This window comes from Bradyrhizobium sp. th-b2, from assembly GCF_000426785.1.
Lineage (GTDB): Bacteria > Pseudomonadota > Alphaproteobacteria > Rhizobiales > Xanthobacteraceae > Bradyrhizobium > Bradyrhizobium septentrionale.
Genome location: NZ_AUGA01000064.1, coordinates 18,849 through 32,003, shown reverse-complemented (window position 1 = coordinate 32,003; position 13,155 = coordinate 18,849). Strand labels below are relative to the sequence as shown.

The window sequence follows — 13,155 nt, the reverse complement described above, 5'->3', positions numbered from 1 at the left end:
AGATCGCGAACATGCGCGCGCGGAACATATCGACCAGGCTGTGCACGACCCGCGTCGGATCGCGCCGATCCGGGAACACCCGGGCCAAATTGTCGGCCAAGCCGAGACGCCGCTCGGCCATCGCCAGAAGCATCACGCCCCCGTTCGAGGTCAGCCGCCCGCCATCGAAGGCAGCTGTGACTTTCTTGGCGTGAACGGAGAAGGGCAGAATCGTATCATCGGTCATGGCGGGCCTGGTGTTCGCGGCTGAAGGTGATGGGGTTGGCTTTGCAACCGAATCCTACGCCGCATCAGCGCTTTACACCACGCTCGCCAGCCTCTCAGGCGCCTCTGACGAATAAGACGGGTTAGATAATCGTCGCATGTCTATCGGCGATCTCCCCGAGCGACGCGGCAACGCGGTAGCAAAACGCACATAGATTGACCCAAATGTCATTCTCGACAGATCCGGCAGCATCAAGATTGGCGACTCCCGAGGCAATGAAAAACCTGGCGGCGAGAGTTACATTGCCAAGCGAGATGCCCCAGCCGAATCCATAGCAATGACGTCGTCAGGAGCAAGGAAAGCACATAATGGCCCCTACGCTTTCGGATATAGAAAACTACTGGCGGACTGCGGCCGAAAAGCCGGTGGATGCCGACGGCCTACGTCCGACCGCGCGCGACCCGTATCTGCAGACGGTGGTTGAAGCTTCCATCGAAAGATGGCTGGCCACCGGATCGACGGTTTTTGATATCGGCGCAGGCGATGGCCACTCGAGCGCCCGGTTCGCCAGGAAGGCACGCGAGGTATTGGGCTTCGACTATATTCCTGCCTTTGTCGAAGCCGCAAATGACATGGCACAGCGCCAGGGGCTCGAAAATCTCAGCTTTGCTCAAGCGGATGTCCTGAACCTTGAACCTGTCACGCGCCAGTTCGGTCAAGCGGACATAGCTGTTACCATTCGCTGCCTGATCAACCTGCCGACCTGGGACCTGCAGAAGCAGGCGATCAATCAAATCGCCAGCGTCGTGAAGCCCGGTGGACTTTACCTGCTGAGCGAAGGTTGGACAGAAGGTTGGGAAGCTCTAAATCGATATCGCCAAAAGGCCGGGCTGCAGGCAGTTACCGTCGTCGAGTACAATCGTCTAATCAGCAAGAAAAGCTTCGAGGACTTCGTCTCCAAGGATTTCGAGATCGTCGCATTCGAATCCGTCGGGTTTTATCTCTACATGTCTCGCGTCTATCAGGCAGCATACGTCATGCCTAACCCACCTCAGCACCGGCACGATATCAATCGCGTATCTGCCGAGCTATTTGAACAGGCGGCCACGCCGCCCGGATTTGAAGAGTGCGATTATGCCGGAGTGTACGTTCTGCGCCGGCGCTGAGGCGCCAGCGATCGTGTGCAGTGCGCCGTCGCCGATGATCCTGGCTCTGAGTAAAGCTGAGGACTGATTTCTGTCGCAGACTTGATGCGATGATTTGTGCCACCCAACCTGGGACGTTGGAGCTGAGCACGAGTGGCTGCGCTCGTCGGCCCGTTTCGAGAGATGCGACAGAACGACCCAGCGGCCCCCCCGCGAGATGCGAAGCATCTTCGCGGAGGCGGTGACAAAAAAGCCAAGTCTCGGCGGGGAGAGCACGAAGTAAGCCGTGAAACTATCGCGCAGGGAACGGGCGGAACGAAGAGCAAAGCTCGGACGACCATGTCGCGAGAATGCGAAGCTGCGTCCCCACCCACACTGTCATCGCCCGGCTCGACCGGGCGATCCAGTACGCCGCGGCCTCTCGGCTCAAACACTGCGGCCTCTGGAATACTGGATCACCCGCATTCGCGGGTGATGACACCGAACAAGCGATCTGACAGTTGAATCAGAACTCATTCCGTCATTGCGAGGAGCGAAGCGACGAAGCAATCCATCGTTCCGCAAATGCTGAGGGCTGGATTGCTTCGCTTCGCTCGCAATGACGGGAGTATCGAAAAATGCCGATCCTACCGCGTCGCGTCGTGCCCGACCTCGCCCGTGATCACGTCGCCGAACAGCTCCCAGGCCTCGCCGTTGAACCGCATCAGTTGCATCTGCTCGATCGGGTAGTAGTCGTCCGGCGAGCTGTTGACCATGATGCCCGGCAGCATCAGGTCGGAGTGGAAGTTCTTCAGGCTGGCCGCCTGCTTCATGACGTTCTCGCGCGTGAGATTGTCGCCGCACTGCTTCAACACCTGCACCATGGCCTCCGACTGCACATAGCCATAGACGCTGTTGAAATTGGCCTTGTCCCCCTCAGGATAGTATTTGTCCATAAAGCCGCGCCACTTCACGACCGCGGGATCCTTGTCCCAGGTCGGGTCGGTCGGATCCTTCAGATATTGGGTCGAGATGATGCCCTTGGAATATTCGAGCCCGGCAGGCTTCAGCACCGAGGCGACCGTGGTCGCGGTGTTGGCGAGGAAGAACTTTGGCTTCCAGCCGAGCTCGCCGACCTTGCGGATCGCCTGTGCCGATCCCTTCGGCGCCGCCCAGGAGAAGAAGATGTCGGCGCCGGAATCGTGCAGCGCGACGATCTGCGAATCGATCGAGGGATCGGAGACCTCGTAGGACTTGTCGGCGATGATCATGCCGACCTTGTCGCCGAGCCCGTCCTTCAGGCCCTTGAACTGATCCTTGCCGGCATCGTCGTTCTGCCAGAACACCGCGATCTTGCTGTTCGGGAAATTGTCGCGAATGTATTTCGCGTAGATGCGTCCCTCGCTCTGGTAGTTGGGCTGAAAGCCCATCGTCCAGGGAAGTTCCTGGGATCGCCGAATTTGGTGCCGCCCGAGGCGACGAACAATTGCGGCACCTTCTTGGCATTCATGTACTTCATGATCGCCGAATTGGACGGCGTGCCGAGCGGCTGGAAGATCAAGAGCACCTCGTCGCTCTCGACCAGCTTGCGCGCCTGCTCGATCGCCTTCGGCGGCGAATAGGCGTCGTCGTAGCTGATGAAGTTGATCTTGCGGCCGTTGATGCCGCCCTGGTCGTTGATCATCTTGAAGAACGCGGCCTCGGTCTTGCCGATCACACCATAGGACGACGCCGGGCCGCTATATGGCATGATATTGCCGATCTTGATTTCGCCATCACTCGCGCCGGGATCGTATTTCTTCTGCGCCGTGGCCGAGGTCGCGATCAGTGCGGCACTTGCGAACGCCGCGATTGCGCCAATATATCCGAGACGAGCCGGCATCGTTTTCTCCCCGATTTTTGTCGTTGGTTTTGGCGGCAAGTCTCGCAAGAGACGCATGTGCTGGCAAGCGCCGGGTATTTCCGTTGGGCGAAACGGCATTGTTGCCTGGCGCTATTTGTGATTGAAGGTCGATCTGGGGCTCACGAGTCGAGGCGTTCTGATTGCGTAAACCGGACATTCGTACCGGTCCGCGGCATCCGCGTATTGCGGTCGCGGGCTATGAGCTCACGCGCCGCCTCGGTGAATCTGTGCTGGCGAAGCGTGGCCTGCACAAGGCCAACGGCGAGTTCGCGCAGCGCACGATCGCCTCGATCCGCGAGCGGCTGCAGCGCGGCGAGACCATCTACATCGCGGGTCTCGCCTGCCCCGGCACGCACAACACCGGCGTTGCGCTGGTCGAGGTCACCCAGAAGGACGGACCGCGGCTGATCCTCAACAACGAGGAAGAGCGCTTTTCCGGCAACAAGCACACCAACGAGTTTCCGCAGCATGCGCTCGACGACATGCGCAAGGTGCTGCAGCGGATGGGCCGCGATATCGGTGACATCGCCGCCTTCGTCACGACATGGGACTATCCCGCGCTGCTGGCGATGCTGATCCGCACCTCGCTGGAGGAAGCGCCGGCAAGCCTCAAATTGCTTCGCGCCCCGATCGCGCCCGCGATCAATCTGCGGCAGCTCGATCAGGTGCGGCGGCTGTCACGCCGGCTCGGCCAGATGTACGGGCTCGGCGAGCAGTTGCCGCTGATCTGCATGCCGCATCACGACAATCACGCCTGGTACTCGTTCACGGCCTCGCCGTTCGCAGATCAGCGCGAGCGGGTTGCGATCGCGGTGCTTGACGGCACCGGCGATGTCGGCTCGATCTCGCTCTATGCCGCCGAGAACGGCGAGATGAAGCAGTTCTATTGCAACGAGAGCCTGTTCGACTCGCTCGGCGCCTTCTACACCGTGATCTCGTCGAGCCAGGGCGGCTGGACCTGGCTGTCCAGCGAGGGCCGCTATATGGGCGCCGCCGCCTGGGGCGACATGAACCGCGCCACCAATCCGTATTACCAGCGGCTGAAGGCGGTGCTGCAGCTCGGGCCGGGCGGCACCGTGCGGCTCAATCGCGCGATGGCCAACTGGTATGCCGATCCCGCCGACAATCCCTACCATCAACCGCTGATCGATATCCTGGGCCCGCCGCTGCGCTCCGACCAGCTCTGGAATCCCGACGCCGTGCTGCGTGTCGAGGACATCAATCATCGTCCCGACACCAAGGACCGGCTCGACAAGGCCGCCGCGACGCAGTTGGTGTTCGAGGACGCGATGATCCATGTCATCGATCATCTCTTGCGCGTCACCGGCACCGACCGCCTGGTGCTGACCGGCGGCGTGGCGCTGAACGCGCTCGGCAACATGCGTCTGCTCGAGCATTTCGACGAAGCCTGGTTTGAGCGCGCGCAGGGTCGCAAGACGCGGCTGCATATGTGGGTGCCGCCGGTGCCCGGCGATCCCGGCGTGCCGATCGGCGCCGCCTGGCTGTTCGCCCATATGGCGGGCGCCCCGCGCGGTGCGCCGCTGTCGCACGCATTCTATTGCGGGCTGCCGCCCTCGAACGCCGATATCACGACGGCGCTCAGGAACGGCGACGTCGCCTCGATGGAGATCGGCAACGTCTCGACGCCGCAAGGCCGCGACGCGATCGCGGATCTGATGGCGAGCATGGTGGCGCAAGGCGGCGTGATCGCGATCTATCAGGGCGCGGCCGAAACCGGCCCGCGCGCGCTCGGCCATCGCTCGATCCTCGCCAACCCCTGCGACCCGCGTGTGCGCGAGCGGCTCAACGAGCGCGTCAAATATCGCGAGGCGATCCGGCCGTTGGCGCCGATGGCGACGCTGCAGGCCGCGCGCGACTATTTCGAGCTCAAAGACGGCGCGTCCGACGGCGACTACAACGCCTATAACTACATGGTGCTGACCGCGCATTCGAAGCCGGAGGCGCGTGAGAAAATTCCGGCGGTGGTGCATGCCGACGGCACCGGCCGCATCCAGATCGTGCGCGAGACCGACGATCCCCTCACCTATGCCTATCTGAAGGCGCTCGGCCGCCATATCGGCGTCGAGATGTCGGTCAACACCTCGTTCAACGTCGCGGGTCCAATCGCGCAGACGCCGGCGCAGGCGATCGACACGCTGCGCCGCTCCAGGGGGCTCGATGCGGTGGTGCTGGTCGCCGACGACGGCACCACCTATGCGGCCTGGCACGGCGGCGAACGCGACAGTGGCCGCTTCACCGGCTGGTATGCGGCGTGGAAGCAGGCGCGCGGCTGAACCAGCCCAGCACGCGGCCGTCGATCAGGAGCAGCGCGCTGGCGATCACGAGCGCGCCGATCACCTCGCGCGGCGCGACCGGCTCGCCGAGCACGAGCGTGCCGAGCAGCATCGCGGTCACCGGGATGAGCAGCGTCACCAGCATCACATTGGTCGCGCCGGAGCGCTGCAGGATCCGAAAGAACACGATGTAGGCCAGCGCCGTCGACAGCGCCGCGAGCCCGAGCACCGCGAGCCATATCGTCGGATGCGGCATCGGCAGCAGCCACGGCCGCTCCACCACACCGGCAACGGGCGCCATCATCGCGGCCGATGCGATCATCTGGAACGTCGCCGTGCCCAGTGGCGGCACCCGCTGTGGCAGCCGCCGCCCGACCAGCGCCGCAATGCCGTAGCTGAAGGCGCCGGCGAGGCACAGCAGGATGCCGATGCCCTGCCGGCTCTCGAAACCGAGCGCATCGCCATGCAGGATCGCGACCCCGATCAGGCCGACCACCACGCCCGCCACGCGGCGCGCCTGCAACCGCTCCTCGCCGGCGGCCGCCATCACGACCACCGTAAACAGCGGCGTCGTCGCATTGAGGATCGAGGCGAGGCCACTCGGGATATAGGTCTGCCCGAACACGATCAGCGAGAACGGCAGCACATTGTTGAACAGCCCCATCGCGACAAACGGCGCCCATCCGGACGCGCCGCGCGGCCATTCGATCTTCGCGGCCCGCAGCAGCGGCAGCAAGAGCACGATGCCGAGCACCACGCGGAGCAGCACCAGGGTCAGCGGCGGCAATTCGCGCAGGATCACGCCGTTGAAGAAGAACGACCCACCCCAGAGCACCGACAGCAGACCCAGCAGCCCCCAGTCGCGGCTATCAATGCGGTTGTCGGTGGAAGGCATGTCGGGCACTCACCTGCACTCGAACAGGTGACTAGCGCAGGCTTGCGAATATTCCCACCCGATTTCCGTGAATGGCGGCCCCGCCTATTTCGGCCGCGACACGATCTCGATCATCTGGCCTTCATCGCCATCGGGCGCATGGGCCTTCGCCTTGTCATAGGCGGCCAGCGCGGCGCGGCTCACCGGCACGCCGGGCAGCAGCGCCTCGGCCAGCCGCACGGCGTAATCCGCATCCTTGTGACGCAGCGCCGCAGTGAACGACGCGCCGGAGAAGTTGCGGTCGATCATCCGCCTGGAGTGGCGGATCACCTGCGGGCTCGCGATCGCGCCGGTCGAAAGCGCCTCGGCCACCAGCTGCATGTCGAGGCCGGCCTGCTCGGCGATCGCAACGCCCTCGGCGAGGCTTGCGATCTGCACTGCGCCGATCAGATTGTTGATCAGCTTGAACACGGTGCCGGTGCCGACCGCGCCGAAATGACGGATCGTGCTGCCGATCGGAGTGAGGAACGGATGCGCCCGCTCTAGATCAGCGGGATCAGCTCCCACCAGCAGCGTCAGCTTGCCGGCCGCCGCCGCTTCCGGCAGGCCGGTGACGGGACAATCGATGTAGATCAGGCCGCGGCTGCGCAACTCGTGCGCCATGTCGAGCGTGTGCTGGTAGGAGACCGTGGAGCATTCGATCGCGAGCGTGCCGGCCTTCATGGTCGCGGCGGCGCCGTCCTTGGTCAGCCAGACCGCTCGCGATGCCTCATCGTCGGCGACCATGGTCACGACGGCATCGGCATCGATCGCGGCATCCTCCGGCGAGGTCGCCCATTGCGCCCCGCGCGCGATCAAATCCTCGGCCTTGGCCTTGCTGCGGTTCCACACCGCGACCGTGAAGCCGGCATCGAGGTAACGGCCGGCCATCCCGTGGCCCATGCGTCCCAATCCGATGAAAGCGACGCGTGGCATGGGCTAATCCACATCCTCGACGGAGCCGGGCTCGGTGCCGAAGGCACGCTGCGCCAGCGTCGCCGCCATGAATTCATCGAGATCGCCGTCGAGCACGCCCGACGTGTCGGAGGTCTGCACGCCGGTGCGCAAATCCTTCACCATCTGATAGGGCTGCAGCACGTAGGAGCGGATCTGGTGACCCCAGCCGATGTCGGTCTTGGCGGCCTGATCGGCAGCGGCCTGCTCCTCGCGCTTCTTCAGCTCCATCTCATACAGCCGTGCGCGCAGCATGTCCCAGGCCTGCGCCCGGTTCTTGTGCTGGGAGCGGCCGGCCTGGCAGACCACCGCGATGCCGGTCGGGATGTGCGTCAAGCGCACCGCCGACTCGGTCTTGTTGACGTGCTGACCGCCGGCGCCGCCCGACCGCATGGTGTCGGTGCGGACGTCGGCCTCCTTGATCTCGATCTTGATGCTGTCGTCGATCACGGGGAAAATCTGCACCGACGAGAACGAGGTGTGCCGCCGCGCATTCGAGTCGAACGGCGAGATCCGCACCAGGCGATGCACGCCGGCCTCGGTCTTCAGCCAGCCATAGGCATTGTGGCCGGAGATCTGGATGGTGGCGGACTTAATGCCGGCCTCTTCGCCCTGCGACTCCTCGAGAAACTCGATCTTGAAACCGTGCTTCTCCGCCCATCGCGTGTACATGCGCAGCAGCATCTGCGCCCAGTCCTGGCTCTCGGTGCCGCCTGCGCCGGCATGAACTTCGAGATAGGAATCGAACTTGTCAGCCTCGCCCGAGAGCAGCGCCTCGAGCTCGCGCCGGGCGACCTCCTTCTTTAGGTCCTTGAGCGCCTTCTCGGCCTCGGCGACCACGGCCGCATCGTTCTCGGCCTCGCCGAGCTCGATCATGCCGACCTGATCCTCGAGCTCGCGCTCGACCTTGCCGATTCCAGAGAGCGCGTCCTCCAGCGAGGTACGCTCCTGCATCAGCCGCTGGGCCTTCTGGGGATCGTTCCAGAGATTGGGGTCTTCAGCGAGCTTATTCAGCTCAGCGAGGCGTGCCGTCGATTGATCGACGTCAAAGATGCCTCCTCAGCAGCCCGACTGACTGCTTGATCTCTTCAACAAGGCGTTCGATTTCCGCGCGCATGGTCTTTCAGGTGTTGGCAAAAAAGCTTGCCGGGGATGTAGCGGCCGGCGCGGCAAAGCGCAATCGGCTTATCCCGGCGATTTGGGCACGAAGCCGATTAATACAGCCCGCCGGTTCCCGGACGCATGAAGAAGCCGCCATCAGGCTGTCCACCACTCTGCGACGGCTGGGGGCCGGGACCGGGTCCACGGCCGTCGGCATCGGCGACGCCGATCACCGAATAGTTGTCCGGCGGCGCGGTGCCCGGCTTGAAGGCCTCGAGGATGGTGTTGCCGCTATCGCCGGGGCCGGCTCGCATGCCGGACTTGGCGTCGACGCGGATCAGCTTGATGCCGGCCGGAACCTTGAACGGCGTCGGCGGCTTGTCGGCGAGCGCAAGCTTGAGGAAGTCGCGGGCGATTGGCGCTGCGACGTGGCCGCCGGTAGCGGCGCGGCCAAGATTGCGCGGCTTGTCGTAGCCCATGTAGACGCCGACCGCGAGATCCGGCGAGAAGCCGACGAACCAGACGTCCTTCTCGTCGTTGGTGGTGCCGGTCTTGCCGGCGATCGGCTTGCCGACCTCCTTGACGACGGTGGCGGTGCCGCGCTGGACCACGCCTTCCATCATCTCGGTGATCTGGTAGGCGGTCATCGGATCGAGCACCTGCTCGCGGCGGTCGACGAGTTGCGGCTCGGGCTGGCTCTTCCAGCCTCCGGGCGCGTCGCAGCCGCGGCATTCGCGGGTGTCGTGCTTGAAGATGGTGTGGCCGTAGCGGTCCTGGATGCGATCGATCAGCGTCGGCTTCACGCGACGGCCGCCATTGGCGAACATCGAATACGCGGTAACCATGCGCATGACGGTGGTTTCACCGGCACCCAGCGCATACGACAGATAGTTCGGCAGTTCGTCATAGACGCCGAAGCGTTTTGCATACTCGCCGACCAGCGGCATGCCGATGTCCTGCGCGAGGCGCACCGTGACGGTGTTGAGCGAGCGTTGCAGCGCGTTCCGCAGCGTGGTCGGGCCGTAATACTTGCCGGTCGAATAGTTCTCCGGACGCCACACGCCGCCGCCCTGCCCCTGATCGATCTCGATCGGCGCATCGATCACGGTGGTCGACGGCGTGTAGCCGTTGTCCAGCGCCGACGAGTACACGATGGGCTTGAACGACGATCCGGGCTGCCGGTAGGCCTGCGTCGCGCGGTTGAACTGGCTCTGGTCGAACGAGAAGCCGCCGACCATCGCGAGCACGCGGCCGGTCCACGGATCCATCGCCACCATCGCGCCGGAGACTTCGGGCAATTGCCGCAGGCGGTACTGGCCTTCGACCGCCGTGCCCTCCTTGGTCACCAGCGGATCGGCATAGATCACGTCGCCCGGCTGCAGCACCTGCGAAACCGCCGTCGGCGCCTTGCCCTTGGCCTTGGCCCAGCGCACCCCATCCATCGTGATGATGCCGGTCTGCCGCTCCTTGCTGACCGCGCCACCGAGCTCGCGGCCCGGCTGGAAGCCGATCCGCGCCGACTGGTCGCTGGTCTCCAGCACCACGGCCATCCGCCATGGCGAGATGTCGGAGAGCGATTTGACGTCGGCAAGCTTGACGCCCCAGTCGCCCGACACATCGAGCTTGTGGAGCGCGCCGCGCCAGCCCTGCGCCTCATCGTAATTGACGAGCCCCGCCACCATGGTCTTGCGCGCCATCACCTGGATCTTGGGATCCAGCGTGGTGCGGACCGACAGCCCGCCCTCGTAGAGTTTCTTTTCGCCGTAGCGCTCGAAGATGTCGCGGCGAACCTCCTCGGCGAAATATTCGCCGGCGAAGATGTGCGCGCCATTGGAACGGCTGGTGACGACGAGCGGGTCCTTGCGCGCCTTGTCGGCGTCGGCCTGCTTGATCCAGCCGTTCTCGAGCAGGCGATCGATCACATAGTTGCGGCGCTCGATCGCGCGATCGCGGTTGCGCACGGGATGCAATGCAGCCGGTGCCTTCGGCAGCGCGGCGAGATAGGACGCCTCCGCGATCGTCAGCTCGTTGACCGACTTGTCGAAATAGACCAGCGACGCCGCCGCGATGCCGTAGGCGCCGAGCCCGAGATAGATTTCGTTGAGATAAAGTTCGAGGATGCGGTCCTTGGAATAGGCGCGCTCGATGCGCATCGCCAGCAAGGCTTCCTTGATCTTGCGGGCGAACGACACTTCGTTGGTGAGCAGGAAGTTCTTCGCGACCTGCTGGGTGATAGTCGAGGCACCCTGCGGGCGGCGGTTCGAGCCGTAGTTCTGCGCATAGAGAACGGCGGCGCGCGCCATGCCCTGATAGTCGATGCCGCCGTGCTCGTAGAAGTTCTTGTCCTCGGCGGCGAGGAACGCGTTGATCACGAGCTTCGGCACCGCCTGGATCGGCAGATAGAGCCGGCGCTCCTTGGAGTATTCGCCGAGCAGCGCGCCATCGGAGGCATGCACGCGGGTCATCACCGGCGGCTCGTAATCCTGGAGCTGCGAGTAGTCGGGCAGATCCTTGGAGAAATGCCAGATCGCGCCTGCGACGGCGGCGACACCAACCAGGAACACAACGGTTCCGGCGGCGAACAAGAAACCCATGAACCGCACGAGCAGGCGCATTATCGACGTTCCGTTCCTACCCTCCGGCGCTCAGTCGTCGGGAGCGCCTGTCCAAAAGTGCGAAAGCCTCACACAACAAAGCCTCGCACAACGAAGGCTCAAACAACGAGGCCTTACACAACGAAGCCTTGGCCCAGCGAGCTGCCCTGCGCACGCGAAAATACAAGAGCCGCCGGACAATATGGTCGATTCTGCGGGCCTGCGGTCCATTGTCTATACCGTCGCCGCTGTGGCCAAACTAGGGCTTCCCGGCAACGGAGCGGGCTTTTCAGGCGGCCAGTTTCACTTTGCCGGTCCGGCGGTTGCCAGCCGTTTGGCGAAGAACGCGTCGATCGCCTGGGCCATCGCGCCGACGGCCTTGTTCCGCCAGCTCTCGGAGACCAGGTGCTCGAGGTCGCCCTTGTTGGAGACGTAGCCGATCTCGACCAGCACGGACGGCACGTCGGGGGCCTTCAGCACCCGGAAACCGGCCGATTTGAGCGGATGCTTGTGCATCCGCACCGAGGTCTTCATCTCATCCATCAGAAGACGGGCGAAGCGGTTGGAAAAGGTCTTGGTTTCGCGCTGCGCGAGGTCGATCAGGATGTCGGCGACCTCGGTCGGCTCGTCCGTCAGGTTCACGCCAGCTATGGCGTCGGCCTTGTTTTCCGTCTCGGCCAGCCGCTCAGCCTCGGCGTCGGAAGCCTTGTCCGACACCGTGTAGATCGTGGCGCCCTGGGCATCGCCCTCGCGGCGCGGCAGCGCGTCGGCATGAATCGAGACGAACAGCGCCGCCGACTGGGTGCGGGCGATCTTCACCCGGTCATTCAGCGGAATGAACGTGTCGTCGGACCGGGTCATGACCACCCGATACTTGCCGGACTTCTCGATCCGGTCGCGCAGGGCAAGGCCAAAGCCCAGCACCAGATTCTTCTCCGTCTCGCCGCCGGACTGGGTCCCGTTATCGATGCCGCCGTGACCGGGATCGATCACGATCAACGGACGGGGATCGGTGACCGCGACCGGGGGCAGCGCCGCTGTCGTGACCGGCGGAACCGTGACGGTGTTGCTGCTGGTGTTTGCATCGGAAATCGCGGGCTTCAGTTCGGGCCGGCTCTCGGGCGCAAGCGACTGCACGAACGCGGTGCGATCGACCGCTTCGAAGTCCAGCACCAGCCGCGGCGGCTGGCCATTGGCGGCATCGAGCACGTAGGAATTGGCGATCTTCACCGGCCCGGCCAGGTCGAACACGATTCGGGAGCCGCCCGGCATCACCAGCCCATAGCGGAATGCCTTCACCAGTCCCCGGCCCGCCGAGCCGGTACCGGCCGCGAGCTGGAAATTGACCTGCGGGATGTCGACGACGACCCGGTAAGGGTCGGCCAGCGGAAAGGCGCGAAACTCGATCTTGCGGTCGAGGTCGAGGATGAATCGGGTCTGCTTGTCGTCGCCGGCGAGCCTGGCACCGGATGCGACCGGGAAATTCGGGGCGGCGGGGGCACCGGCGGCCGGGGCAGCCTGGCCGCCCTGCGGTCCCTCGGCGGCGCTCGGAGCGCTGGCTATGGCAAACATCAATGCTGCGGCGCACAACAGCCCGCATCCCAGAAAAACAAGGTGATTTGCACGGCTCGCCACCCGATTCGGAGCCTCCCGACTGCTTCTTACCGCATTAGAACCGGACGGTTAATCACGCCCTAATGACACTCAGGCGAAAAGAACCGAGTGTTGCGGCGGCGTGACGCTTCCCTTGCACGCGGCTGTCAATCCACGTATGTACGGGGTGCTGACGGCTAGTACTCCCGGTTGTGTCGCGTTCAGCCTCCCGGTGCAGCGGTGGAACCTTCCAGATCGAAGATCCCGCCGTGTTTTTCCGGTCCCTCCCCAGCCAGCGCCGCGCGCGGCTGACATGGAGTGGCGGATTCGAGCCCGAGCGGCGTCCGGTCCCAGGCACACTCCCTCGCCAGAGGGACGGTTTGAGACACGGCATAACTGATTATCCGGTCCCTTGGGGCCTCGATATGCGATGGCCGGCAGGCGCTTCGGCGCCAGGCGGGGTCTTCAGCAAAA

General features: G+C 64.2%; 8 protein-coding genes and 1 pseudogene. 2 read left to right on the top strand and 7 right to left on the bottom strand.

Annotated features, from left to right (window positions below):
* Window positions 1-226, bottom strand: a 226-nt coding sequence (locus K359_RS0139895; RefSeq protein WP_029084221.1) for a transposase, incomplete at its 3' end; no start/stop codon positions are given.
* 347 nt (window positions 227-573) lie between these two features.
* Between K359_RS0139895 and K359_RS0139885 the strand changes: the two genes are divergently transcribed.
* Window positions 574-1,371, top strand: coding sequence for a bifunctional 2-polyprenyl-6-hydroxyphenol methylase/3-demethylubiquinol 3-O-methyltransferase UbiG (locus K359_RS0139885; RefSeq protein WP_029084220.1), 798 nt, complete (start codon window positions 574-576; stop codon window positions 1,369-1,371).
* A gap of 605 nt (window positions 1,372-1,976) precedes the next feature.
* Here the strand turns inward: K359_RS0139885 and K359_RS54600 are convergent.
* Window positions 1,977-3,211, bottom strand: a pseudogene (locus K359_RS54600) (ABC transporter substrate-binding protein).
* 161 nt (window positions 3,212-3,372) lie between these two features.
* On the opposite strand from K359_RS54600, the gene K359_RS0139875 reads away from it, so the two are divergent.
* A complete protein-coding gene (locus tag K359_RS0139875) occupies window positions 3,373-5,526 on the top strand; it encodes a carbamoyltransferase C-terminal domain-containing protein (protein WP_029084219.1) in 2,154 nt (717 codons plus the stop codon).
* On the opposite strand, the gene K359_RS0139870 is transcribed toward K359_RS0139875, so the two are convergent.
* The 5 genes from K359_RS0139870 to K359_RS0139850 all read right to left on the bottom strand — a co-directional run bounded on the left by K359_RS0139870 (window position 5,486) and on the right by K359_RS0139850 (window position 12,723).
* Window positions 5,486-6,421 (bottom strand): DMT family transporter, encoded by a 936-nt coding sequence (locus K359_RS0139870; RefSeq protein WP_029084218.1) that lies wholly within the window; start codon window positions 6,419-6,421, stop codon window positions 5,486-5,488. The two genes, K359_RS0139875 and K359_RS0139870, sit on opposite strands and share 41 nt — an antisense overlap.
* Window positions 6,422-6,505: 84 nt before the next feature.
* Window positions 6,506-7,375, bottom strand: coding sequence for an NAD(P)-dependent oxidoreductase (locus K359_RS0139865; protein WP_029084217.1), 870 nt, complete (start codon window positions 7,373-7,375; stop codon window positions 6,506-6,508).
* 3 nt (window positions 7,376-7,378) lie between these two features.
* Window positions 7,379-8,510 (bottom strand): peptide chain release factor 2 gene (gene prfB / locus K359_RS0139860; protein WP_156928927.1). Its coding sequence is split into 2 segments (ribosomal slippage): window positions 7,379-8,440 and window positions 8,442-8,510, totalling 1,131 coding nucleotides; the frame shifts between segments, so codons are not numbered across the junction.
* A gap of 97 nt (window positions 8,511-8,607) precedes the next feature.
* Entirely contained in the window at window positions 8,608-11,109 is a 2,502-nt protein-coding gene (locus tag K359_RS0139855) for a penicillin-binding protein 1A (RefSeq protein WP_029084215.1), read from the bottom strand.
* Window positions 11,110-11,391: 282 nt separating this feature from the next.
* Window positions 11,392-12,723 (bottom strand): N-acetylmuramoyl-L-alanine amidase, encoded by a 1,332-nt coding sequence (locus K359_RS0139850; RefSeq protein WP_029084214.1) that lies wholly within the window; start codon window positions 12,721-12,723, stop codon window positions 11,392-11,394.
* Window positions 12,724-13,155: the final 432 nt, after the last annotated feature.

Excerpts from the sequence above, each read along its gene's own strand:
- K359_RS0139885 (WP_029084220.1), top strand. The coding sequence starts at position 574 with ATGGCCCCTACGCTTTCGGATATAGAAAACTACTGGCGGACTGCGGCC.
- K359_RS0139870 (WP_029084218.1), bottom strand. The coding sequence starts at position 6,421 with ATGCCTTCCACCGACAACCGCATTGATAGCCGCGACTGGGGGCTGCTG.
- K359_RS0139865 (WP_029084217.1), bottom strand. The coding sequence starts at position 7,375 with ATGCCACGCGTCGCTTTCATCGGATTGGGACGCATGGGCCACGGGATG.
- K359_RS0139855 (WP_029084215.1), bottom strand. The coding sequence starts at position 11,109 with ATGCGCCTGCTCGTGCGGTTCATGGGTTTCTTGTTCGCCGCCGGAACC.